General features: G+C 69.5%; 21 protein-coding genes and 1 tRNA gene. 11 read left to right on the forward strand and 11 right to left on the reverse strand.

Annotated features, from left to right (window positions below; translation table 11 throughout):
- Nucleotides 1-93: 93 nt before the first annotated feature.
- On the reverse strand, nucleotides 94-2,859 hold the full coding sequence (locus QSK25_RS28975) for an AfsR/SARP family transcriptional regulator (RefSeq protein WP_285642906.1): 2,766 nt from the start codon (nucleotides 2,857-2,859) through the stop codon (nucleotides 94-96).
- A gap of 101 nt (nucleotides 2,860-2,960) precedes the next feature.
- On the opposite strand from QSK25_RS28975, the gene QSK25_RS28980 reads away from it, so the two are divergent.
- A complete protein-coding gene (locus QSK25_RS28980; RefSeq protein WP_285642908.1) occupies nucleotides 2,961-3,995 on the forward strand; it encodes an ADP-ribosylglycohydrolase family protein in 1,035 nt (344 codons plus the stop codon).
- A 170-nt stretch (nucleotides 3,996-4,165) separates the two neighbouring features.
- Here QSK25_RS28980 and QSK25_RS28985 read toward each other — a convergent pair whose 3' ends face one another.
- From QSK25_RS28985 to QSK25_RS28995, 3 genes are read right to left on the reverse strand one after another with little or no spacing between them, the layout of a single operon-like run.
- Nucleotides 4,166-4,906 carry an FAD:protein FMN transferase gene (locus tag QSK25_RS28985; protein WP_285642910.1) on the reverse strand — a complete coding sequence of 247 codons (741 nt, stop codon included), beginning with the start codon at nucleotides 4,904-4,906 and terminating at the stop codon, nucleotides 4,166-4,168.
- A gap of 2 nt (nucleotides 4,907-4,908) precedes the next feature.
- Complete coding sequence (locus tag QSK25_RS28990) at nucleotides 4,909-5,406, reverse strand: FMN-binding protein (protein WP_285642912.1); 498 nt, start codon at nucleotides 5,404-5,406, stop codon at nucleotides 4,909-4,911.
- Between the two features lie 14 nt (nucleotides 5,407-5,420).
- Nucleotides 5,421-6,779 carry a ferredoxin reductase family protein gene (locus tag QSK25_RS28995; RefSeq protein ID WP_285642914.1) on the reverse strand — a complete coding sequence of 453 codons (1,359 nt, stop codon included), beginning with the start codon at nucleotides 6,777-6,779 and terminating at the stop codon, nucleotides 5,421-5,423.
- 135 nt (nucleotides 6,780-6,914) lie between these two features.
- On the opposite strand from QSK25_RS28995, the gene QSK25_RS29000 reads away from it, so the two are divergent.
- Both QSK25_RS29000 and QSK25_RS29005 read left to right on the forward strand, forming a co-directional pair.
- Nucleotides 6,915-7,613 carry a response regulator transcription factor gene (locus QSK25_RS29000; protein ID WP_198680521.1) on the forward strand — a complete coding sequence of 233 codons (699 nt, stop codon included), beginning with the start codon at nucleotides 6,915-6,917 and terminating at the stop codon, nucleotides 7,611-7,613.
- A 7-nt stretch (nucleotides 7,614-7,620) separates the two neighbouring features.
- Entirely contained in the window at nucleotides 7,621-9,045 is a 1,425-nt protein-coding gene (locus QSK25_RS29005) for a sensor histidine kinase (RefSeq protein ID WP_285642918.1), read from the forward strand.
- On the opposite strand, the gene mgrA is transcribed toward QSK25_RS29005, so the two are convergent.
- The 3 genes from mgrA to QSK25_RS29020 form a co-directional block, all read right to left on the reverse strand.
- Nucleotides 9,046-10,074, reverse strand: a complete 1,029-nt coding sequence (gene mgrA / locus QSK25_RS29010) for an L-glyceraldehyde 3-phosphate reductase (RefSeq protein ID WP_285642919.1) — start codon at nucleotides 10,072-10,074, stop codon at nucleotides 9,046-9,048. It lies immediately after the preceding gene.
- Between the two features lie 64 nt (nucleotides 10,075-10,138).
- Nucleotides 10,139-10,708 carry an RICIN domain-containing protein gene (locus QSK25_RS29015; RefSeq protein ID WP_285642920.1) on the reverse strand — a complete coding sequence of 190 codons (570 nt, stop codon included), beginning with the start codon at nucleotides 10,706-10,708 and terminating at the stop codon, nucleotides 10,139-10,141.
- Nucleotides 10,709-11,043: 335 nt separating this feature from the next.
- Nucleotides 11,044-11,116, reverse strand: a tRNA-Thr gene (locus tag QSK25_RS29020).
- 259 nt (nucleotides 11,117-11,375) lie between these two features.
- Between QSK25_RS29020 and QSK25_RS29025 the strand changes: the two genes are divergently transcribed.
- The 3 genes from QSK25_RS29025 (at nucleotide 11,376) to otsB (ending at nucleotide 16,799) form a co-directional block, all read left to right on the forward strand.
- Nucleotides 11,376-12,719 carry a threonine/serine exporter family protein gene (locus QSK25_RS29025; RefSeq protein WP_285642921.1) on the forward strand — a complete coding sequence of 448 codons (1,344 nt, stop codon included), beginning with the start codon at nucleotides 11,376-11,378 and terminating at the stop codon, nucleotides 12,717-12,719.
- 69 nt (nucleotides 12,720-12,788) lie between these two features.
- Nucleotides 12,789-14,222: an alpha,alpha-trehalose-phosphate synthase (UDP-forming) gene (locus QSK25_RS29030; protein WP_285642962.1), complete on the forward strand. Its 1,434-nt coding sequence runs from the start codon at nucleotides 12,789-12,791 to the stop codon at nucleotides 14,220-14,222.
- A gap of 45 nt (nucleotides 14,223-14,267) precedes the next feature.
- Entirely contained in the window at nucleotides 14,268-16,799 is a 2,532-nt protein-coding gene (otsB, locus tag QSK25_RS29035) for a trehalose-phosphatase (protein ID WP_285642923.1), read from the forward strand.
- Between the two features lie 59 nt (nucleotides 16,800-16,858).
- Here otsB and QSK25_RS29040 read toward each other — a convergent pair whose 3' ends face one another.
- Genes QSK25_RS29040 through radA form a run of 3 tightly spaced genes read right to left on the reverse strand, consistent with a single transcriptional unit; the run spans nucleotide 16,859 to nucleotide 19,370 of the window.
- Nucleotides 16,859-17,392 (reverse strand): hypothetical protein, encoded by a 534-nt coding sequence (locus QSK25_RS29040; protein ID WP_285642924.1) that lies wholly within the window; start codon nucleotides 17,390-17,392, stop codon nucleotides 16,859-16,861.
- On the reverse strand, nucleotides 17,361-17,918 hold the full coding sequence (locus QSK25_RS29045) for a hypothetical protein (protein ID WP_285642925.1): 558 nt from the start codon (nucleotides 17,916-17,918) through the stop codon (nucleotides 17,361-17,363). Before QSK25_RS29045 ends, QSK25_RS29040 begins: the two co-directional genes overlap by 32 nt.
- Before the next feature lie 60 nt (nucleotides 17,919-17,978).
- Nucleotides 17,979-19,370 carry a DNA repair protein RadA gene (gene radA, locus QSK25_RS29050; RefSeq protein WP_285642926.1) on the reverse strand — a complete coding sequence of 464 codons (1,392 nt, stop codon included), beginning with the start codon at nucleotides 19,368-19,370 and terminating at the stop codon, nucleotides 17,979-17,981.
- Nucleotides 19,371-19,641: 271 nt separating this feature from the next.
- Between radA and QSK25_RS29055 the strand changes: the two genes are divergently transcribed.
- The gene (locus QSK25_RS29055; RefSeq protein ID WP_285642927.1) at nucleotides 19,642-20,073 is read left to right on the forward strand and encodes a hypothetical protein; all 432 of its coding nucleotides are present in this window, start codon (nucleotides 19,642-19,644) and stop codon (nucleotides 20,071-20,073) included.
- 55 nt (nucleotides 20,074-20,128) lie between these two features.
- Here the strand turns inward: QSK25_RS29055 and QSK25_RS29060 are convergent, their stop codons facing one another.
- Nucleotides 20,129-20,893: a copper chaperone PCu(A)C gene (locus QSK25_RS29060; protein WP_285642928.1), complete on the reverse strand. Its 765-nt coding sequence runs from the start codon at nucleotides 20,891-20,893 to the stop codon at nucleotides 20,129-20,131.
- Nucleotides 20,894-21,147: 254 nt separating this feature from the next.
- On the opposite strand from QSK25_RS29060, the gene QSK25_RS29065 reads away from it, so the two are divergent.
- Genes QSK25_RS29065 through QSK25_RS29080 form a run of 4 tightly spaced genes read left to right on the forward strand, consistent with a single transcriptional unit; the run spans nucleotide 21,148 to nucleotide 23,224 of the window.
- Entirely contained in the window at nucleotides 21,148-21,636 is a 489-nt protein-coding gene (locus QSK25_RS29065; RefSeq protein ID WP_065915127.1) for a CarD family transcriptional regulator, read from the forward strand.
- A 34-nt stretch (nucleotides 21,637-21,670) separates the two neighbouring features.
- The gene (gene ispD, locus QSK25_RS29070; RefSeq protein ID WP_285642931.1) at nucleotides 21,671-22,363 is read left to right on the forward strand and encodes a 2-C-methyl-D-erythritol 4-phosphate cytidylyltransferase; all 693 of its coding nucleotides are present in this window, start codon (nucleotides 21,671-21,673) and stop codon (nucleotides 22,361-22,363) included.
- Complete coding sequence (gene ispF, locus QSK25_RS29075) at nucleotides 22,360-22,827, forward strand: 2-C-methyl-D-erythritol 2,4-cyclodiphosphate synthase (protein ID WP_285642934.1); 468 nt, start codon at nucleotides 22,360-22,362, stop codon at nucleotides 22,825-22,827. The genes ispD and ispF overlap by 4 nt, the downstream gene beginning before the upstream one ends.
- 4 nt (nucleotides 22,828-22,831) lie before the next feature.
- Nucleotides 22,832-23,224, forward strand: a complete 393-nt coding sequence (locus tag QSK25_RS29080; protein WP_285642935.1) for a PPOX class F420-dependent oxidoreductase — start codon at nucleotides 22,832-22,834, stop codon at nucleotides 23,222-23,224.
- Nucleotides 23,225-23,558: the final 334 nt, after the last annotated feature.

The following is a 23,558-nucleotide window of genomic DNA, read 5'->3' on the forward strand; positions in this document are numbered from 1 at the left end:
AGAAGCAGGTCGCCTTACCCCCTCGGTAATCCCCCACTCGGCAACCTGCTCGTCCAACATCCCATGTTTTGGGACCAGACGACTAAACGCTGACTAAACCTCGGACGAGAGCATGTCCAAAGCGGCCCGCACCTCGACCGCGCGCGCCGAGTTGACCTGCGCGTAAAGGCGCAGCGCCTCCGTCAATTCCGCTTGTGCAGCAACCCGTTCCGCCCGCTGGAGCAGCACCCCGCCGAGCACGTGCCGCCCGAACCCCTCCAGGTACGTCACCTCGGCGACGGCGGCCTGGTCGACGACCTGGCGGGCGAGCCGCTCGGCGTGGTCGAGCGCCCCGGCCTCGAGGTGCAGCTCGGCCAGGTTCGCGAGGCCGCGGATCAACGCCACGGCGTCGCCGGAACGCCGGTACACCTCGACCGCGTGGGCCTGGTGGCGCAACGCCACGTCGACGTGCCCGCGGGCCTGCTCGACCTGCGCCACGTTGTTCAGGCCGTGCGCCTCGCCGACGACGTCACCGGACTGCTGCGCGAGCTGCACGGACTCCCAGAAGTGCAGCAACGCCTCGTCGTGCAGTCGCAGGCGGAACAGCACGTCGGCGAGCTGGGCGAGCGTCAGCACCAGGTACTGGCGCTCTCCCAGTTCGGTCGCGATCCGGTGCGCACGACGGGCGTCCGCCAGCAGGACGGGCCGTCCCAGGCGGGCGTTCGTCGTGTAGGTCGTGTCCAGCATGAGGACCTGACCGAGGCGGCTCCCCGTCACCTCGGCCGCGGCCAGACCGAACCCGACCAGCGCCACCCACTCCCCGGTGAGCGCGCGCACCGTCGCGTAGTGGTGCAACAGCCGTACGAGCTGCCACACCTGGTCGTGCAGGCCCCGTTCGGCGGACGCGTGCACGACCGCGACGATGTTGGGCCACTCCTGGTCGAACCAGTCGACCGGGTCCTCGAACACGGGCAACGGCGTGGAACCGTTGTCCTCCAACGAGAAGTCCAGTCCGTCCCTGGCCGGCCGGAGGTAGCGGCGGACGTGGTCGCACGCGACGAGGTAGTAGTTCACCAAGCGCCGCAACGAGTCCAGGTCCGGCCGTCCGGCGCCGCGCACGTACAGGCGCACCAGCTCGTGCATGGTGAAGCCGTCCGGCCACGGTTCGACCAGCAGGTTCACCCCGACGAGCTGGGCGAGCCGCGACCGCGCCGCCTCGACCTGCGTGCGGGTCAGCGCGGCGACGGCGTGCGAGGACATCCAGCGGCCGGGGGCCATGCCGACGGACTGGAAGACCTCACCGAGCTCCTCCGGCAGGTCGCGGGTCGACAGGTCGAGCGCCCGCGACACCCCGACCCCGGCTTCGGGCAGGTCTAGGCCGCGCAGCCGGTGCTCGTCGTCGGCCAGTTCCCCCACCAGTTCGTCGACGGTCCACTCGGGACTGATCACGAGCTTGGCCGCGGCGACCCGCAGCGCGAGCGGCAGTCCGCCGCACAGTTCGGCCAGCTTCTTGGCCGCGACCGGGTCCTCCTCGGACAGCGGCCTGCCCAGCACGTCGTCGACCAGCGCGCGGGCCGGTTCGTCCTCCAACGGCCCGAGCTTGCGCACGCGGGCGCTGTTGGTGACGACGAGGCGTTCCATCTGCGAGCGGGACGTCACGACCACCACCGAGCCCGAGCCCGGCGGCAGCAGCGGCTGGACCTGCTCGAACGACGTCGCGTCGTCCAGCACCACCAGCACGCGGCGGCGGTTGAGCAGCGAGCGGTACAGCCCGACGCGGTCCTCGACGCCGACCGGCACGCCGTCCGCCGGCACGCCCAGCGCCACCAGGAACCGGGTCAGCACCTCGCCGGGTTCCTGGTCGCCGAGCGACGCGAACAGCACGCCGTGCGGGAACATCTCGGAGTTCTCGTGCCCCCACGTGATCGCGAGGGCGCTCTTGCCGACGCCGGGCGGACCGGTCAGCACCATGACCGTCGTGGCCAGCAGGTTCCTGACCGTCACGACGTGGTCGAGCCACATCAGGTCGTCGTCGCGGCCGAACAGCCTCGACGCGGACGCCGGCAGCAACGCGGGCGCCACGATCCCGGCGCGGGGTGCGACGGGCCGCGACTCGACCGGTCCGATCACGCTCAACGACGGGTCGTCGCGCAGCACCTGCTCGTGCAACGCCCGCAGCTGCGGACCGGGGTCGATGCCCAGCTCGTCCACGGCCCGGCGCTGGAACCGCTGGTAGGCCTCCAGCGCGTCGGCGCGCTGCCCGGACCGGTAGAGCGCGCGCATGCTGTGCGCGACCAGGCGTTCCCGGTACGGGTATTCGGTGCAGAGGCCGCGCAGCTCGCCCACCAGCTCCAGGTGGCGGCCGAGTTCGAGCTCGGCGTCGATGCGTTCCTCCAGCGCCGACAGCCGCAGCTCTTCGAGGTCGGAGGTCATCGGGTCACCCGGTACGTCGGCGAGCACCGGCCCGCGCCACAGACCCAACGCCTCGCGCAGCAAGCCCGCCCTGATGGCGGCGGGCTTGCCGCGAGCGGACGCCACGAGCTGCCGGGCGCGGTGCAGGTCGAGTCGCCAGGGATCGACGGTCAGCTGGTACCCGGTGGGCGTGGTGCGGATCGTCGCGGAGCCCGCGGGATCGGACTCCTCCAGCACCTTGCGCAGCCGGGACACGTAGCCGTGCACGATCGTCCGCGCGGTGGCCGGAGGCGTGTCCGTCCACAGCGCGTCCACGATCTGGTCGATGGAGACGGGTCGGTTCGCCTCCACGACCAGCATGGCGAGCAGTCCGCGCATGCCGCGACGGCCGAGCTGCACGAGCCGTCCGTCCGCGAGCACCTGAAGTGGACCGAGCACGCCGAACTCGAGTCCGGTTTTGCTCCGCATGCCCCTCCTCAAGTGCGCTGACCTCGTCACTTCAGAAGGTGGGCGAGCCCGTGTCTCAGATACAAGTTCGGCCCGAGTTCGCGGGACGCTACTGTTCACACGTGCCGCGAGACAGGAATTCCGTGGTGGACCGCGGCGCCGGGTGCCTTCTCGGCGGCGCTCTCGGTGATGCGCTCGGAGCCCCCGTGCAGTACCTCGGCTGGGCCGACATCCAGCGCGAACACGGACCCGAGGGCGTGCTGGGCCCGCCCAAGCCCGCGTTGTTCACCGACGACACCCAGCTGACGTTGTTCACCGCCGACGGCTATCTGCGCGCCTGGGTGCGCGGCAAGCGGACCGGCGAGTGGGAACCGTCCGAGATGGTCTGGCACAGCTACCGCCGGTGGCTCGTGACCCAGCAGCAGCCCGCACCCGAACGCGGTGCGGTCGGTCTGCTGGCCGACGAACGGCTGTACGAGAGCCGGTCTCCCGGGTTGACGTGCCTGCGCGCGCTGGCCGCCGAGACACCGTCCACTCCGGAGAACCCGCACAACGAGTCGTCCGGCTGCAACGGGGTCACCCGCACCGCGCCGGCCGGGTTCGCGCCCTCCGCGGCGATCGCCTACGACCTCGGGTGCCGGTTCGCGGCGTTGACGCACGGCGGCACCGGTGGGTGGGTGTCGGGTGGCGCGCTGGCGTTGCTGGTCCACCTGCTCGCCGTGAAGGCGCGGCCGTTGCGTGAGGCCATCGACCAGGTCATCGGCCGGGTCCTGCGCGATGACACCTACACCGCGACGGTGCTGACCCGTGCCGTGGTGCTGGCTGAGGAGCACGACGGTTCTGCTCCGGTGCGCGTCGATCGGCTGGGCAGCGGGTGGACCGGGCCCGAGGCGTTGGCCATCGCGGTCTACACCGTGCTGACGCACCCGAAGCCCTCGCAGTTCGTGGACGCGATGCGGGCCGCGGCCAACCACTCCGGTGGCAGCGACGCCACGGCGGCGTTGACCGGGAACGTCCTCGGTGCGCTGCACGGGACCGACGCGTTGCCGCGGGACTGGCTGACGGGGCTCGAGATGGTGGACGTGCTGGACGCGATGGGACGCGACCTCGGCATGTCCGCGGTGAACCTGGACTTCAACGAGGACCGCTACGCCTAGAAACAGAGAAGGCCTGCTGTGTCGCGCTCCCGAATTCGCGACGCAGCAGGCCTTCCCGCACGAGTAGTTGGTCAACAGCAGGCCGGGTCTCGCCCCGAGCGCGAGTTCCGATCCAGCTCTTGATCAACGAGAAACGTGCCCCGGAGTCAAAGCTCCGTTGGGCGGGCATGTTAACAGATGTGTACGGGAAGTCCAGGGCTCGAGTACACCTGACGATCTTCGTCGACGATGAAGACCTCGCAGCCCTCCTGCTCCGCCGCCCACTCGATCCCGTCCCTGCCCAGCGCAAACGCTGCTGTGGCAGTGGTATCCGCGATCGCCAGGTCGTCGGAGAGAACTGTGACCGAAAGAATCCCCGAGACCGGCTTCCCGGTGCGGCCGTCGAGGATGTGCTGACCGCGTTCGTACAACGCTGACGTGGCAACGGCTCCGTCCCGCACACCGAGCACGACGCTCAGCCGATCGGCGAGATCGGGATGGCGAACGCCTACGCGCCAAGGCTTTCCGGGTTCCGGTTCACCCGACACGACGACGTCGCCACCGGCGTTGACGCAGAACGAGGTGCAGCCGCCGTCGCGCAGCATGTCCGCGGCCCGTTGCACGGCCCAGCCCTTCACCACCGCGCACGGGTCGAGGCCGCGGCCCGGCACCCGAGCGGTGAAGGCGCCGCCGGTGGACTGCTCGTACCAGTCGCAGAGCGAGAGGACCTCGACCAGGTCCGGGGTGAGCTCATCCCTGGTGAGCTCACCCCGGTCCAGCCGGGACACCTCGCTGTCCGGTTTGAAGGGCGAGAACTGGGCGTCGGCGGCACGCAGCCACGCGAACGCCCGTTCGGCCAGTGCGGCGTCCCCGTCACGCAGGTCCACCGAGATCGGCAGGCCCATGATGTGCTCGACGCGCCGCACGGCCACGGTTACTTCGCCCCGTCGAGGGCCGCCTGCAGCGACTGCTTGTAGCCCTCGGAGGTCGCGGTCGCGCCGGACACCGTGTCGATGTCCGCGCTCTGGGCCTTCAGCGCCGACTGCTTCAGCAACGGCAGCGCCATCCTGGTCGGGTCGGAGTTGGGGGCCCGCAACGCCTTCACGTCGACGATCTTCTTGCCCTGCAACGTCACCTGCACCTGCACGGTGCCTTCGGAGGTGTTCACGGCAGGCCCGGCCACGGTGCGGTTCTGCTGCTGTTGCTGGGTTTGCGGGGCCTGCTGGGTCTGCGGCGTGCTGCCGCCGGTCTTCGGCGCGGACCCGGTCGTCTTCGGTGCGGTGGTGGTGGCCGGCGGAACGGTCTGCTGTTCCTGCGCGGGCGGGGCCGCGACCTCGTTGATCTCACCCTCGTGCGCCGCGCCGGGCGAGTAGAGCCACACCGGGACGAGACCGGCCACGCTGAGCACCGCTACGGGAATTGCCCACTTCACGTCGTCGAACCCCTTCAGTTGGCCAGCGCGAAGCGCTCGGCGTGGATCTGGTTGGCGGGCACGCCCAGCTCGTCCAGGCTCTTGATCACCGCGCCGGTCATGCCGCCGGGGCCGCAGATGAACACGTCGCGGTCCTGCACGTCCGGGACCAGCGCGACGATGTTCTCCGGGCCGAGCAACGGGCCGTTGGCGGTGATGGTCTTCGACGAACCGGTGACGAGGCGCAGCACCGCGCCCTTGGCACGGGCCAGGCCTTCGAGTTCGCGCAGCAGCACGGCCTCACGCGGGTCGCTGACCCGGTAGAGCACCACGACGTGGCCGCGGATCTCCTCCAGCAGCGCGCGCACCGGCGTGACGCCGACGCCGCCCGCGACGAGCAGCGCGTTGGGCTTGGTCTGGTGCATGGTCGTGAAGGCGCCGTACGGGCCCTCGGCGAACACGCGGGTGCCGACCTTGACGTTGCGGATGTCGGCGCTGCCGGTGCCCAGGGCCTTCGCGGTGAGGCGCAGGTACTTGCCGTTCGGCGCCGCGGACAGCGAGAACGGGTTGGCCTGCCACCAGCGGTCCTTGGTCACGAAGCGCCAGAGGAAGAACTGGCCGGCGCGAGCCCCGAGCTGGTCGAGGTCCTTGCCCTCGATGTAGACCGAGACGACGTTGTGCGCCTCCGGCACGACGGCGGCGACGCGGAACTGGTGCTTCCAGTTGCGGTAGAGCGGCAGGAGCACGCGTCCGACGAGGACGGACCCGAGCGCGAACGCCCACAGGCCCCACCAGTAGCCGGTCGCGAGCGCCGACTTGCGGAACGTGCTGCCCACCGCGACCTGGTGCGAGAACGCCAGAAAGATCGCCACGTAGGTGTAGAGGTGGATGAAGTGCCAGGTCTCGTAGGCGAGCTTGCGGCGCGCGAACCGGGCCGAGACGATGCCGACGGTCATGATGATCGCCCACGCGACCAGCGCGCGGAGGATGCCTTCGAGTTCGGTCGCCTGCCGGACGACCTCGGCGATCGGGCCCTCGTCCCCGGCGTTGCCGAACGCGATGAAGACCAGGTGGCCGATCAGCAGCCAGAAGATCGAGAAACCGACCCAGCGGTGCCACCCGGTGAGCTTGTCCATGCCCAGACGGCGGTCGAGCCACGGCAGCCGCGCCACCAGGAGCAGCTGGAACGCCATCGCGAGCGCGCCGTAGAGGCCCGCGAGCCGACCGAAGTTGATGAGCTTGTTGGACCCCACCCCGGCCGCGTTGAACAGGTACGTCACGAAGGCCGCGTTGGCGAGGAGGAACACGTACAGGCCGGCTTTGGCCAGCACCTTGTGCGGCGTCGCGCGACCGGCCGGAGCCTGTCTCGCGGTGTGCTGCAGGGTGGTCGTCACGGCGGGCTCCTCGGTCGGGCGGTCTCTGTCGGTCGGTGTCGATCCTCAGCGGTCGAGCTGTGGCTCCCCTTTGCACGCGCTGTCGACTTCCTGTCGATCGAGCGCGCGGGCCACGGGGTGACGCACCATGAGCACGTGGACAAGGGGAACTCGGTTCGATTGCTCGTCGTAGATGACGAGCCGCACATCGCTGACCTGGTCGCGACGGTCGCCCGGTACGAGGGCTGGCAGGCCGCGACCGCGCTCAACGGCGAGGACGCGTTGAGAGAGGCGGCCGAGTTCCAACCCGACATCGTCGTGCTCGACCTCATGTTGCCTGACCTGGACGGATTCACCGTTCTCGATCGAATGCGGGCGGCCGGCGCGATGGTCCCGGTGGTCTTCCTGACGGCTCGGGACGGCACCGCGGACCGGGTGGCGGGACTCACCAGGGGCGGCGACGACTACCTCGTGAAACCTTTTTCGGTCGAGGAGCTGATGGCCCGGTTGAGGGCCGTGCTGCGCCGCTCGACCGGTCCGTCGTGGAAGCGGTCGGTGCTGAAGGTGTCCGACCTGGTGATGGACGAGGACACCCGCGAGGTCCGCCGCGGCGGCAAGCTCGTGACGCTCACGCCGACCGAGTACGAGCTGCTGCGGTACCTGATGCGGCGCTCCCCGGCGGTGCTGACCAAGGCGCAGATCCTCGACCACGTGTGGGAGTACGACTTCGGCGGACGGTCGAACGTCGTCGAGCTCGTCATCTCGCACCTGCGCCGCAAGCTCGACGACGGCCGCGAGCCGTTGATCCACACCGTGCGCGGTGTGGGGTACGTGCTCCGCCGAGCAGCGGAGTGAGCCCCCGATGAGGTTCCGCTTGAAGCCCGTCCGCGACTGGCGGCTCGGCACCCGCCTCGCCCTGGGCCTCGGCGCACTCGCGCTCACGGTGTTCGTGATCGTCGGCTGGGTCATGGTCACGTCGATGAAGGACTTCCTCGACCGCCGCCTGGACGACCAGATGATCATCAGCCAGCAGGGCTCGGTCAAGGAGCTGGAGTACTACGGCAAGCTCACCAAGCTCCCGCCGGACTGGTTCGCGGTCGTCTACAAGATCGACGACGGCGAGCTGCAGGCGCTGCCGGGCGACCAGCAGCCACCGGACAGCGAGGACCGGGCGGAGTTCGCCGCCCTGGCGAAGAGGGCCCTGGTCGCCGACGAGTTCGAGACCGAGTACCTGCGCGACGAGGGCAAGTTCCGGTTGCGCGCGTGCCAGGTCATCAAGAACGAGTACATCGTGGTCAGCGCGGCCCCCATGCACGACCGCGACGGCACGATCTCGCAGCTGGTCACGGTCGGTGTGATCGCGTTCCTGGCCGCCCTGGTCGCGCTGGTCGTCGGCGGTCAGGCGTTGATCCGCAAGGGCATGCAGCCGTTGTCGGACATGGCCGACACCGCGCACGACATCTCGTCGCACGACCTGACCGACTCCGGCGACCTGAAGATGCGCGTCGACGGCCGGGGCGGCGGCGTGGAGGTCGAAGAGCTGCGCGAGGCGTTCAACAACATGCTCGCGCACATCGACTCCTCGCTGGCTGCGCGCACGGCCGCGGAGCAACGCCTGCGCCGGTTCATCGCCGACGCCTCACACGAACTACGAACGCCCCTCACGTCGTTGCGCGGCTATGCGGACCTCTTCAAGTACGCGGCAGCCAACGAACCGGGCGAACGCGAGAAGCACCTGGAGAAGCTGCGGTCCGAGGCGTCGCGGATGAGCGTGCTGCTCGACGACCTGCTGCTGCTGGCCCGCCTGGACGCCGCCGAGTCCGAACCGCCGCTGCGGCCTGAGGAGGTGGACCTGTCGGTGGTCGCCGAGGCCGCCGCCGACGCGTTCCACGCGGCCCGCTCGACGCACCCGCTGACGCTGGACGCAGACACCGTGCGGATGACGGCCGACCCGACGCGGTTGCGGCAGGTGCTCGACAACCTGCTGACCAACGCGGCCGTGCACACGCCCGCGGGCACGGCCGTGACGGTGAAGGTGACGGCCGAGAACGGCTGGGCGGTGATCAGGGTGAGCGACACCGGTCCCGGCATCCCGGAGGCCGACCAGGCGCGGATCTTCGATCGGTTCTACCGCGTCGACGACTCGCGGACCCGGCAGCGCGGCGGCAGCGGCCTGGGGCTCGCCGTGGTCCAGTCGCTGGTGGAGGCGCACGGCGGCACGATCGAACTGGCGAGCAGGCCGGGGTCGACGGTCTTCACGATCCGCCTCCCCCGGCACGCGGCCTGACTACTCGGCCTGGGAGCTCGTGGCCCACAGGTCGATGCCCGACTCGACGGCGTACTTGTCGATCTCGGCGAGTTCGTCGTCGGTCAGCGGCGGAGCCTGCAGGGCCGCGAGGTTCTGCTCCAGCTGCCCCACCGACGAGGCGCCGATCAACGCCGACGTGACCCGCGGGTCCCGGATCGTCCAGGTCAGCGCGAGCTGCGCCAGCGACTGCCCGCGCGACTTCGCGATCTCGTTGAGCGACCGGATGCGCCCGAGGTTCTGCTCGGTCAGCAGGTCCGTCGACAGCGACTTGCCCTGCGACGCCCGCGACCCCTCCGGTACGCCGTCGAGGTAGCGGTCGGTCAGCATGCCCTGGGCGAGCGGCGAGAACGCGATGCAGCCCGCGCCCACCTCGTCGAGGGTGTCGAGCAGCTCCGGCTCGATCCACCGGTTCAGCATCGAGTACGACGGCTGGTGGATCAGCAACGGCACGCCCGCGCTCTTGAGCAGCTGCGCCGCCTCCCGCGTCTTCGCGGGCGAGTACGACGAGATGCCGACGTAGAGCGCCTTGCCCTGCTGCACCGCGGACACGAGCGCGCCCATGGTCTCCTCGAGCGGCGTCTCCGGGTCGAACCGGTGGCTGTAGAAGATGTCGACGTAGTCGAGGCCCATCCGGGTCAGCGACTGGTCGAGCGAGCTGAGCAGGTACTTGCGGCTGCCCCACTCCCCGTACGGGCCGGGCCACATGTCGTAGCCCGCCTTGGTCGAGATCACCAGCTCGTCGCGGTACGGCCGGAGGTCGTCCTTCAGGATCTGCCCGAACGTGATCTCCGCACTTCCGTACGGAGGTCCGTAGTTGTTGGCGAGGTCGAAGTGCGTGACGCCGAGGTCGAACGCCCGCCGCGCGATCCCGCGACCCGACTCGTACGGCCGGTCGCCGCCGAAGTTGTGCCACAGGCCGAGCGAGATGGCGGGCAGCTTGAGGCCGCTGCGTCCCGTGCGCCGGTAGGTCATCTGGTCGTAGCGCGCGCTATCCGCGAGGTAGGACATGTGCCCACGATGTCACGTCCTAACGAGACAGTGCAGGACATGATCTCGTGGGCACGTGCCGGGATCACAGCCGGACGAACTTCCAGTGCTGGTCGTTGTAGTTCGGGTGGCAGTCGTGCTGGAACGCGGGCGAACCGTTGTAGTTCGCCGCCGCCGGGACGACGAGGCAGCGCGCGGTCACGTTGTTGATCAGGATGCTGTAGAGGTAGTAGCCGACCGAGTCGTGCGCGTCGACGATGAACCACTGCTGGTCCGCGTACAGCACGCAGTCGAGCTGGAACGCGGGCGAACCGTTGTAGTTGTCCGCCGACCGGATGGACAGGCAACGGCCGGTGTAGTCGTTGCGGACCTCCCAGCGGTCGCTGCCCAGGTGCCGGATCGTCCAGGCCTGGTCCGCGAACCCGCAGTCGTGCTGGAAGGCGGGTGATCCGTTGTAGTTCGCCGCGCCCCTGATCGCGAGGCAACGACCGGTGTTGATGTTCCTCAGGTTGTAGGTCTGCGCGGCGGCGCTCACATCGCCGCCGGTGCGCTTGACGTAGGTGATCGTCCCGTCCGCGGCCTGCGCGGCGGTGCCGAGTGACGCGACCATGAAGAGCGCCGCTGCGATGACCAGAACACGCCGAAGAAACGCCATGAGCAATCCCCCAATTGCGGTGTGGTCGAAGCAAGAACGGTACTGGTCACGGGAGCCGCGGCGGGCCCAGTTGCACGGCCGCGAATTCAAGCCGTTCCCGAGTTCCGCCGAGCCGGCCCGCAACCAAACGACTACGGAACGCACATGCAGCGGTGCGGATAGTGCCGGAAACTGCCCGGATGAGAACAGCGCACGAACTGCGCGGAGACGCGCGAGCCTCCACCCGCCGGCGCGATGGGCGTTCAGTTCGGGCACGCGAACTGAACGCCGCGCAACCCCGGGAAGCAAGAAGGCGCCCCGGCCAACCGTCATGGCTGGTCAGGGCGCCTTGAAAGAGCCGGCGAGGGGAATCGAACCCCTAACCTTTCGCTTACAAGGCGAGTGCTCTGCCAATTGAGCTACGCCGGCCGGCTCGTGTTCGCGAACATCGTAAGCGCCCGTTGCGGGTGCTACCTGCGGCGAACGGTCTGCTCTCAGTGTGATCGGATTGCTCCGACCGGAGCCGGACCAACCAACTGAGTGGATCAATGCGTCGGACTGACCGCCTTGACCAGGTCAGGAGGGTAACCAACGGACAGTGATCATGTCCTCCTTTTCGGGTCGCCCGATCGGAGGTGGCCGACGACACAGCAACAGTCGAAGAGTCCGTCACGATCACACGACGGAGGTGCACGAGATTTCCGCGAACAGCCTGCACGGCCCTGCTCTGCCCGATGACACCACGGTTCACCTGGTACTCGATCTCGCACTGAAGATCGGCGAGGTCCAAATGGCCAGTGGAGCGGGTGCGGCCGATGTGACAGCGACGATTCTCTCGGTCACCGAGAGCTATGGACTTCCGCACACGGAAGTCGACGTGATCTACACCTCTATCAGCGTGTCGTGTCATCGCGGCACGGAAGCGCTGCCCATCACGTCCATTCGCGTCGTCCGGCAGCGCGGACTCGACTACACGCGACTCGCGGACGTCGAACAGCTCGTGCGCAATCTCCCGCCCATCGAAGAGGCGCACGCACGGCTCGAGGACATCACGAACGCCGCGCACCCATATCCGCGTTGGGTCGCCACGGTCGCATGGGGTGGCATGGCCGCCGCCGTCGCGTTCCTCGTCGGTGGTGGTGTGGTGCTCGCGTTGACCGCCGCCGGCATCAGCGCCGTGGTCGACCGGGTCGGGCGCCTGCTCAACCGGCGCAACCTGCCGTTCTTCTTCCAGCAGCTCGTCGGCGGTGCGCTCGGCACGGGTGCCGCGCTCGCCATCTACTCGACCGGGTTGCTGCCGGTCCGGCCGAGCCTGCTGGTCGCGGTCGGGATCGTCGTGCTGCTGTCCGGGCTCGCGCTGGTCAGCACCGTGCAGGACGCGATCTCCGGCTACAACGTCACCGCCGCCGGCCGCACCGTGGAGACCGTGCTGCTCAGCGCCGGGCTCATCGTCGGTGTCGCGCTGGCGATCCGCGCGGCCGTCCACTTCGGACTGGAGATCAAGCTCAGCGAGCCGTTGCCCGCCCTGATCTCCGCGGTGCCCATGCAGTTCGCAGCCGGCGCGGCGACGAGCGCGTTCTTCGCGCTCGCCTGTTACGCCCGGCCCCGCGCGCTGGTCGCCGCCGCCGTCTCCGGTGCGATCGGCACCGCCGCCTACGGCCTCATGACGAGCCTCGGGCTGGACGCGTTGCTGGCCTCGGCCGTGGCCGCCGCGATCACCGGGTTCGGTGGCGCGACGATGACCCGCCGGTTGCGCATCCCGACGCTCGTCGTCGTGCAGGCGGGCGTCGTCCCGCTGCTGCCCGGCTGGACGACGTACCGGGGCCTGTTCCAGCTCACCGCCGAGGGCGACACGGCCGGTTTGAGCACGCTGGTGTTCGCGAGTGGGATTGCTCTCGCCCTGGCCGGAGGTGTCGTGTTCGGCGAGTACCTGGCCCAGCCGGTGCGCACCGGACTGGGGCGGCTGGAGCGGAAGTTCGCAGGTCCACGCCTGTCCGGGCCGCTCAAACCCACCAAGCGTCGTTTGGAGTGAAACTCGCTGTGACGGGGGTTACACGACACGCCGAGGACACGCACACCGGCTAGCGTCTTTCGCGTGAGCATGGACATTGGCGAGAACGGGGCAGAGTTCGTAGTCGTGGCCAACCGGCTGCCGGTTGACCTGGAGCGGCTCCCTGACGGGACCGAGCGCTGGAAGCACAGCCCTGGAGGGCTGGTGAGCGCGCTCGAGCCGTTCCTCCGCTCACACAGCGGCGCCTGGGTCGGCTGGCCCGGCGTCGCGGACACGGACGTGCCACCGTTCGAGGACGACGGCCTGCTGCTGCACCCCGTGGAGCTCTCGGCCAAGGAGGTCGAGGACTACTACGAGGGCTTCTCCAACGGCACGCTCTGGCCGCTCTACCACGACGTCGTGGCGCAGCCGGCGTTCCACCGGCACTGGTGGAACGCGTACGTGAAGGTCAACCAGCGGTTCGCCGACGCGACCGCGAAGGTGGCCGCCCAGGGCGCGACGGTGTGGGTGCAGGACTACCAGCTGCAGCTCGTGCCGGCGATGCTGCGCGAGCAGCGGCCCGACCTCAAGATCGGCTTCTTCCTGCACATCCCGTTCCCGCCCGTCGAGCTGTTCATGCAGCTGCCGTGGCGCACGGAGATCATCCGCGGCCTGCTGGGCGCCGACCTGGTGGGCTTCCACCGCCCCGGCGGCGCGCAGAACTTCCTCTGGCTGGCCCGCCGCCTCGTGGGCTTGGAGCCCTCGCGCGGGACCGTTGGTGTCAGGACCCGGCCAGGTGTCGTGCAGGTCGGCGACCGCACGGTGCGGGTCGGCGCGTTCCCCATCTCGATCGACAGCGCGGGCCTCGACGCGGTGGCCCGGCGCAAGGAGACGCAGGCCCGCGCGAAGCAGATTCGAGCGGACCTCGGCAACCCCAAGCGCATCCTGCTCGGCGTGGACCGCCTCGACTACACGAAGGGCATCGACGTCCGGATCCGCGCGCTCTACGAGCTCATCGCGGACGGACGCGTGGACCCGGAGGACGTCGCGATGGTGCAGCTCGCCACGCCCAGCCGGGAGCGCGTCGACCACTACGTGACGATGCGCAAGGACATCGAGCAGTCCGTCGGCCGGATCAACGGCGAGTTCGGCCGGGTCGGCAAACCCGTCGTCCACTACCTGCACCAGTCGGTGAACCGCGAGGAGCTCGTCGCGTTCATGAGCGCGGCGGACGTCATGGTCGTCACGCCCGTTCGGGACGGAATGAACCTCGTGTGCAAGGAGTACGTGGCCTGCCGATATGATCTTGGTGGAGCTCTGGTGCTCAGCGAGTTCGCCGGCGCTGCCGCAGAACTGACCAGCGCGTTCCTGGTGAACCCCCATGATCTGGACGGTGTCAAGAACGCTCTGCAGGCCGCCCTCGACATCGATCCCGCCGAAGGCCGCCGTAGGATGCGCGCGCTGCGCCGTCAGGTCCTCACCCACGACGTTGATCGCTGGGCAAGGTCGTTCCTGGAGGCGTTGGGCACGCAGACCTCGGTCTGAATCCTTTCAGATCCACCTGACCCATCTAGTGCTCCAGGAGGGGCGTTGACCGCCGAGGCCCTCCCCGCCGAACTGCGCAGAGCGATCGTTCAGCTCGCGCGGACCCCACGACTTCTCGTCGCGAGCGACTACGACGGCACGCTGGCGCCGATCGTCGCCGACCCCGAGGCGGCCCGTCCGCTCCCGGAGTCGGTGAACGCACTGCGCTCGCTGGCTTCGCTGCACGAGACCACATCCGCGGTGATCTCGGGACGCGCGCTGCGCGACCTGGCCACCCTGTCCCGGCTGCCCGGCGAGGTCCACCTCGTCGGGTCGCACGGCTCCGAGTTCGACGTCGGCTTCGTGCACGCGCTCGACGCGGACGCGAAGGCGTTGCTGCGCCGCCTCGAGTCCGAGCTGGAGCAGATCGCCGAGGGCCAGGACGGCGTCCAGCTGGAGGTCAAGCCCGCCTCGATCGCCGTGCACGTGCGGCGCGCGGCCTCCCCGGAGATCGGCGAGACGGTGCTGTCCGCCGTCCGCTCCGGCCCGTGCACCTGGGAGGGTGTGCAGGTCACCGAGGGCAAGGCCGTCATCGAACTGGCCGTCGTCGAGACCAACAAGGGCCACGCCCTCGACATCCTGCGCCACCAGGTCGGCGCCACCGCGGCGATCTTCCTGGGCGACGACGTGACGGACGAGAAGGCGTTCGCGCGCCTGTCCGGCCCGGACGTCGGCATCCGCGTGGGTGCCGGCGAGTCGCTGGCGTCGTACTACGTGTCCGACCCTGCCGACGTGGCGACCGTGCTCGCGTTCCTGCTGGAGGAGCGCCGGGCGTGGCTGCACGGCGACCAGGCCGTGCCGATCGAGCGCCTGACCATGCTCGCCAACGAGCGTTCGGTGGCCCTCGTGACGCCGGACGCCAAGGTCAACTGGCTGTGCCACCCCGAACCGGACTCCGCGGCGATCTTCGCGGACCTGCTGGGCGGGCCGTCGGCCGGTCACTTCTCGATCAAGCCGGAGCACGGGTCGCTGCCCCTGGGCCAGCGCTACCTGCCAGGCACGATGATCGTGGAGACCCGCTGGTCGCGGTTGCTCGTGACCGACTACCTGGAGCACGACCTCGCGTCGCACCGCACCGACCTGGTGCGGCGTATCTCGGGCTCGACCAACGCGGTGATCACGTTCGCGCCGCGCCCGGAGTTCGGCCAGGTGCCCGTGCGGTTGCTGCGCGAGCGCGACGGCCTGCGCATCGTCGGCACGTCCGACCCGATGGTGCTGCGGTCCCCCGGCGTCGACTGGGAGATCTCCTCGGACGGCCAGCAGGAGACGGCCCGCGCCGTCGTGCGGCCGCGCGAGGGCGCGCCCGTGCTGCTGGAACTGCGGTGCGGCACCGACGACCTGTCCGAGCACGTGTCGCCCGAGTCGGTCCGCCGTGACCGCGCGGCCGGCTACTGGTCGGACTGGGCCGCCGGCCTGCACCTGCCGAAGGTGCAGACGGACCTGGTGCTGCGCTCGGCGTTGACGTTGCGCGGCCTGGTGCACAAGGACTCCGGCTCGATCATGGCCGCGGCCACCACGTCGTTGCCCGAGGAGCTCGGCGGCGTCCGCAACTGGGACTACCGCTACTGCTGGCTGCGCGACGGCGCGATGACCGCCGCCGCCCTGGTGTCGGTGGGCTCGTTCGCCGAGGCCGACGGCTTCCTGGCGTGGCTGCACGGCGTGCTGGAGACCATCCCCGGTCCCGAGCGCCTGCACCCGCTGTACACGTTGCACGGCACGCAGCTCGGTGCCGAGGCCGTGATCGAGTCGCTGCCCGGCTACGCGGGTTCCCGGCCGGTGCGCGTGGGCAACCTCGCGAACCAGCAGGTGCAGCTCGACGTCTTCGGCCCCGTCGTCGACCTCGTGGTGTCCCTGGCGACCGCGCGGGGTTCGTTGTCCGACGCCGACTGGACGATGGTCCAGGCGATGGCCGAGGCCGTCTCACGGCGCTGGCACGAGCCCGACCACGGCATCTGGGAGGAGCGGCACGCACCGCGCCACCACGTGTACTCGAAGGTCATGTGCTGGCTGACCATCGACCGCGCGATCAAGCTCGGCGAGCAGTTCGGCCGGTCGCTCGATCCTTCGTGGGTGCCGCTGCGCGACACGATCGCCACCGACGTGCTGAAGAACGGCTGGAACGACGAGGTCCAGTCGTTCACCACGGCCTACGACGGTGACGACCTCGACGCCGCCTCGCTGTTCGTCGGCCTGTCGGGCCTCATCGACCCGGCCGACGAGCGGTTCCAGTCCACCGTCACCGCCATCGAGGCGGAGCTGCGGTCCGGTTCGACCGTGTACCGCTACCACCGCGACGACGGCCTGCCGGGCGACGAGGGCGGCTTCCACCTGTGCGCGGCGTGGATGATCGAGTCCTATCTCCTGACGGGTCGCCGCACCGAGGCCGAGGAGTTGTTCGGCCAGATCGTGGCGGCCGCGGGCCCGACCGGCCTGCTGCCCGAGGAGTACGACCCGGTGGCCGAGCGTTCGCTGGGCAACCACCCGCAGGCGTACTCGCACCTGGGCCTGATCCGCTGCGCCCAGCTGCTCTCACAATGATCTAGCTTCTGGCTCGGAGCCGCCGCGGTCCTTTCTCGGGACCGCGGCGGTTTCTCGTCTCAGAGCCTCGGCGGGACCTTCTCGATGATCCTGGCGGTGCCCGGCGAGGTGCCGTGCAGCGTGATCATGTCGCCGCGGATGAGGTGCGCCCACGCCGGCGGCACGAACGGCCTCAGCCTGGCCGTGGCTCGTTCGCCAGGGCCGAGGACCGGCTTGGACTCGATCCACAGCGCGGCCACCCGCTGCGTCTTGCCGGTGACGTCCCACAGCGGGCGCTCTCCCCTGGCCCGCAACGGTTCCGCGTCCACCGCGAGGGTGAGCTCCACCCTGATGAGACCTTGGATCGACTCCACGCAACGCCACTGGAACCACGCCTCGTCCTGGTCCATCTGCGTGGCCGCCTCGGCCAGCAGGGCCCAGTAGCGCGGTGTCTGCCAGGTGTGGCCGTCGAAGTCGCCCAGCAGCTGCAGGACCAGGTCCCACTCCTCGAGGTCGAGGTAGTCGGGCAGCTCGTCGCCCCGCACCTCGGGCGGTACCAAGGACACGGCGTACCGCAACAACTCACCGATCTCGCTGTCGTGTCTCCCCAACACCCGCGTATTCGATCACAGTCGCCGTGCCCGCCACCGGCTGTCCCTCGTGCATGGTGATGACGTCACCGGGCCTGAGGTGCCGCCAGCCCTCCGGGCTCAGCGCGACGAGCCGGACGGTGGCGCTTTCCCCCGCCGGGAGCTCTGGTCGCGCCTCGACCCACACCACGGCCGTCCAGTGGTCCCGGGGGCCTCGGCCGAGGTTCCAGAGCGGCCGGTAGACGCCCTGGGCCGGGATCGGGTACCTCCTGTCGTGCACCAGGTCCGCGCGGACCAGGCCCAGGCGCGTCTCGGCCTCGCGCCAGTGGAACCACTTCGACGGCAGGTACAGCTCCTCGGCCGCGGCGGCGAGGAGCTTCCAGTACGCGGACGTCTGCCAGGCGATGCCGCCGAACGCGCCGAGCAGTTCCAGCGCGAAGTCCCACTCGTCCTGGTCGAGGTAGGCGCGCACGTCCTCCGCCGACGCACCGGCGTCGTTGCGGGCGTCGGGCGGAACCAGAGTCAGGGCTCGGCGCAGCAGTTCAGTCATCGGCGGGTAGGTACGAGGACCGAGGCACGGCGCAGGCGATCCATCGCCGCAGAGCGCGGCTCAGCCTTCTTCCCTCTCCTCCTTCTTCGTGGCACGCCTCCGGTTCAGGCCCAGCACGTCCAGCGCCGACACGAGGTCGTTCGCCACCAACGCGCGCACGCCGTCCGGCAGCGGGCCGTGGTCCGGGGGCACCAGGGCCTTCTTGAAGCCGAGCCGCGCGGCCTCCTGCAAGCGCTTGCCGACGCCGTTGACCCGCCGGATCTCCCCCGCGAGACCCACCTCGCCCAGCACCACGAGGTCGGCCGGGAGAGCGATCTCGCGTTCCGCCGAGGCGACCGCGAGCACCACGGCGAGGTCCGCGGCCGGTTCGGTCAGGCGCATGCCGCCCACGGTCGCGGTGAAGACGTCCTTCTGGAACAGGTTGACCTTGCCGCGCTTCTCCAGCACCGCCAACGCCATCGAGATGCGCGCCGAGTCGAGACCGCTCACCGCGCGCCGGGGCGCGGGCAGGTTCGTCTTGGCCACCAACGCCTGCACCTCGCCGAGCATCGGCCGCTTGCCCTCGACGATCACCGTCACGCAGGTGCCCTCGACGGCCTTCTCGCGGCGCGTCAGGAAGAGCCCGGACGGGTCCGGCACGCCCACGATGCCGTCGTCGCGCAGCTCGAAGCAACCCACCTCGTCGGCGGCGCCGTAGCGGTTCTTGATGCCGCGCAGCAACCTCAGGCTGGAGTGCCGGTCGCCCTCGAACTGCAGGACGACGTCGACCAGGTGCTCCAGAACCCTGGGCCCCGCAACGGATCCGTCCTTGGTGACGTGTCCGACGAGGACGACCGGCAGGCCGCGTTCCTTGGCCATCGCGATGAGTCCTGATGCGACGGTCCGCACCTGCGTGACGCCGCCGGGCACGCCCTCCACACTCACCGTCGACATGGTCTGCACCGAGTCGACGATCAACATCGACGGCTTCACCTGGTCGACCTGCCCGAGCAACGCGCTGAGTTCGCTCTCGGCCGCCAGGTACATCTCGGCGTGCAGGTTGCCGGTGCGTTCGGCGCGCAACCGCACCTGCCCCGCCGACTCCTCACCCGTGACGTAGAGGCAACGCCCGTGCGACTCCGCCCACCGGTGCGCCGTCTCCAGCAGCAACGTCGACTTGCCCACGCCGGGCTCGCCGGCGAGCAGCACCACGGCACCGGGCACCAGACCACCACCCAGCACCCGGTCGAACTCGCTCACACCGGTCGACAAGGCCCGCGCCGACTCGATGTCGACCTCGCCGATCGGACGCGCCGCCGACGTCGGCGCACCCGCCACCACCCGCGTCACGGACGCGGTGCCCCGCTCCTCGATGCTGCCCCACGCCTGACACTCGGGGCAGCGGCCGAACCACTTCGCCACCTCGTGCCCGCACTCGGCACAACGGAAGATCGGCCGCGCTGTCTTCGCCACGAAACGAACGTTAGAGCAAGGGTCTGACAGTGTTCGTCGGCGCTCGCTCCGCTCGCGCGGCTCGTTCGCCGGGGAGTCGGTCGTCGCGAACTCGCGAGCCAACGAAGCCCGGCTGCCTGCCGAGAGGCGCGTCTGACCTCTGTCCACCGGCAAATCCACAGCTCAGGGCCTGTTCGACAAAACTTCCAAGATTTTTCGTGCGCCGTGTCGATCCGGCGTGGGTGCCGTTCGACGCATCAGTGGAAGGACACGACACAGCCTGGAGGACACCGTGAGCACCGCCACCGCGACGCAGACGCAGACCCGCAAGTTCGCCCTCGGCCGCTACGCCACCGTCGTCACCCGCGTGCTGACCGGCCTGCTCTTCACCACGACCGGCCTGAACGGCTTCCTGCTCTTCATGCCCGCCCCCGACCCCAGCACGCTCGCACCGGGCGGGGTCGCCTTCAACACCGCGCTCTACGAGACCGGCTACATGCTGCAGCTCACGTGTGCCGTGCAGCTCGTCGCGGGACTGCTGCTCCTCGTCGGGAGGTTCGTGCCGCTGGCGCTGGCCCTGCTGGCCCCGGTGATCGTGAACATCTTCCTGTTCCACGTCTTCCTGGAGCCGAGCGGCATGGTCATGGCGCTGGCCGTGGTGGCCGCCGAGATCGGACTCGCGTGGGCCTACCGCGACAGGTTCCGCCCGATGCTCAAGGCCTGAAACGCGAAACGCCGCCTCCCGAGCGTCGGGAGGCGGCGTTTCGTGCGTCAAGAGGTCAGTGACCGCCGGACTCGTGGTTCTCGCTCGTGCGCTTGTGCTCGGACGGCGCCACGGGCACCTCCAGCGTCAGCGAACCGGCCTTCTCGAAGAGGAACGTGACCTTGACGGTCTGCGCCGCCACCACGTCGCGGTTCAGCTTCTTGATGGTGCAGCGGATCTCCAGCACCTCGAGGTCGGGGTCGACCGCCGCGGACGAGCTCGGCGCGGCCGACGAGGAACCCGACGGACGGCCGGAGGACGGCGCACCCGAGGACGGGGCGGACGACTCCGCACCGGACGAGGGCGTCACGTTCGACGAGACGGCACCGGACGACGGGGCGCCGGAGGACGGCACGCCCGAGGACGGCGTCACGTTCGACGAGGGCGCACCCGAGGTCGGCACGACCGACGACGGCGCAGAGGTCTTCACGGGCGCCTTGGAGGCGTCGTACTCGGCCCGCAGCGCGTACTGCGCCGGGATCTCCTTCGCACCGACGACCTCGGCCTCGGATTCCGCGGCCTCCGTCTTGACGGAGAGCAGCTTGTCCGGGGCGGAGCCCGTGTTCGCGATGACGAAGGTCAGCGGCGCGTCGTCGCCTTCGTGGTACCGGTTGCCGTCCGGCGGGAAAGCGAGCATGACGTTGCGCACCGCGATCGGGCCAGCGTTGCCGCTCGCACCGTCCACGGCGGCGACCTGGGTGTCGGTCTGGGTGACCTGACCGGCGCTGCAGCCGACCGCCACCAGGCCGAGGCCCGCGGCCAGCGCTGCCGTCACGATCATCCGGCGAGACACTCCTGAGTTCACGGCTCCAGCGTCCTTCCTAGGGAACAACCACCAGGCAAGGAGCCTAACCGGGGCCCGAATCGAGGGCGCGACTGGCTGCCAGTCGATCTTCGATGAGACGTACCTTGCACGCGAACAGGTGGTTTGTCAACCCCCCGCATGGCCCTGACCAGCACTTACGGATCATCGAGCAGCGATCGAAGGGTTGCCGGACGTGTTAGGATGGAGGCATCGAAAGGGGCAGAGGACACATGGTTTTCAAGGTCGGAGAGACCGTCGTCTACCCGCACCACGGTGCCGCTCTCATCGAAGCAATCGAGACCCGTGTGATCAAGGGCGAGGAGAAGAAGTACCTCGTTCTCAAGGTCGCGCAGGGTGATCTCACGGTACGGGTTCCCGCTGACAACGCCGAAATCGTAGGCGTGCGTGACGTTGTCGGCCAGGAAGGGCTCGACCGGGTTTTCGAGGTCTTGCGCGCTCCTCACACCGAGGAGCCGACCAACTGGTCTCGGCGGTACAAGGCCAACCTTGAGAAACTCGCTTCCGGCGATGTGAACAAGGTTGCGGAAGTGGTGCGCGACCTCTGGCGGCGCGAAAAGGATCGCGGGCTTTCCGCCGGCGAGAAGCGGATGCTGGCGAAGGCGCGGCAGATACTGGTCAGCGAGCTGGCGCTGGCCGAGGGCACCGACGAGGACAAGGCCGAGGTTCTCCTCGACGAAGTTCTCGCCACTGCTTCTTAACCAATCACATAGAGCATCGGATTCAGTCGCGAACATGAGTGTTGTCGCGCTCGTGCCCGCGGCAGGGCGGGGTGAGCGTCTGGGCTACGGGATGCCCAAGGCGCTTGTGCCGGTCAACGGAGTTCCGCTGTTGACGCGTGCCGTGCGTGGCCTGTTCGAGTCAGGCCAGGTTCATCACGTCGTCATCGCCGCTCCACCGTCCGATGTGGACCAAGTGCACACCGCAACCGCCTCGCTGGCCCCGGCCGGCGGGGCGGTGCACGTGCTTTCAGGGGGCGCCGAACGCACCGACTCGGTGCGCCTCGCCCTCGACCACGCGCTCAGCGTGATCCCGGACACCTCCATCGTGCTGGTCCACGACGCCGCACGTGCCTTCACCCCTCCCGAGGTCATCGCCGCCGTCGTGGCCGCTGTGCGAGGCGGGCACGACGCCGTCATCCCGGTGCTGCCGGTAGCCGACACGATCAAGCAGGTGGACGAGGTCGGAGTGGTCGTCTCCACACCTGATCGAGCAGCGCTGCGAGTCGTGCAGACCCCGCAGGGTTTCCGCGCCGAGACTCTCAAAGCCGCCTATTGCTCCGGTATTGCCGCGACTGACGACGCTGGTCTCGTAGAGAAGAACGGCGTCCCCGTGCACACGGTTCCCGGGCACGCCCACGCCATGAAGATCACCACCCCGTTCGACCTAGCGGTCGCGGAAGCACTGTTCAGCGGAGGCCAGGAGTGAGGATCGGCCAGGGCGTCGACGTCCACCCGATCGAGTCAGGTCGCGAGTGCTGGATCGCCGGCCTCCTCTGGGAGGGCGTGGACGGCTGCGCCGGACACTCCGACGGCGACGTCGCCTCCCACGCCCTGTGCGACGCCCTGCTCTCCGCAGCGGGCCTGGGCGACCTCGGCGCCGTCTTCGGCACCTCCGACCCGCGCTGGTCAGGCGCACACGGTGTGGTCCTGCTCACAGAGGTACGCCGCCTGATCGAGGAGGCGGGCTACCGAGTGGGAAATGCCACAGTGCAGGTCATCGGCAACGAGCCCCGCATCGGCAAACGCCGCGAAGAGGCCCAGAAGGCCCTCTCGGAGGCCGTCGGCGGCCCCGTCTCGGTCGCCGGCACCACCACGGACGGCCTGGGTCTCACAGGGCGGAACGAGGGCATCGCAGCGATCGCGACCGCCCTGCTCCTGCCCCTAGCCTGAACGCATGGCAACGCTTTCAGACGCACAGCGCGAACTGCTGGACAGCCCCAACTACGGCACGGTCGCCACGCTGACCAAGGACGGCAGCCCGCAGACCTCCGTCGTGTGGGTCAAGCGCGACGGCGACGACGTCCTGTTCTCCACCGTCGTGGGCCGCGCCAAGGAGCGCCACCTGCAGAACGACGCACGGGTGAGCATCACCGTCATCAACAAGGACAACCCGTACCAGTACGCGGAGTTCCGCGGCGACGCGCAGCTCACCACCGAGGGCGGCCGCGAGCTCATCAACGAGCTGTCGCACAAGTACCTGGGCAAGGACTACCCGGGCGACGAGGGCACCGACAACGTGCGCGTGATCGTCCGCGTGAAGGTCGCCAAGACCACCGGCAACGCCTAGCCACCCGGCAACCGCCAACGCGAGGTGACCACCGTCTTGGCCCGGCGCGCGGTGCCAACCGGACAGCCGAAGACGTGAGCCAACCACTTACGAGTCCTGGCGTGGCGAAGCCGGAGGCGAGCCCGAACGGGCAATGCCCAGCTGGACAGCGGTACACCCCGCTCGCGGCGATGGGGGCTTGACTTTGGGTGCGAGGTGCTACCCCTCGCGGATCGGCCGGGCGCTTTTCAGCCCGGCCTTTTCCGGACGACCAGCGCCTCGCAAGGGCCCCGAAGATGCTCCTATGGATTGTCAAGCTGTGCTGGGTATGGCGGCGAGGTCTGCGATGAGGCGG

The organism is Lentzea sp. NBRC 102530 (genome assembly GCF_030269365.1).
Taxonomy (GTDB): Bacteria; Actinomycetota; Actinomycetes; order Mycobacteriales; family Pseudonocardiaceae; genus Lentzea.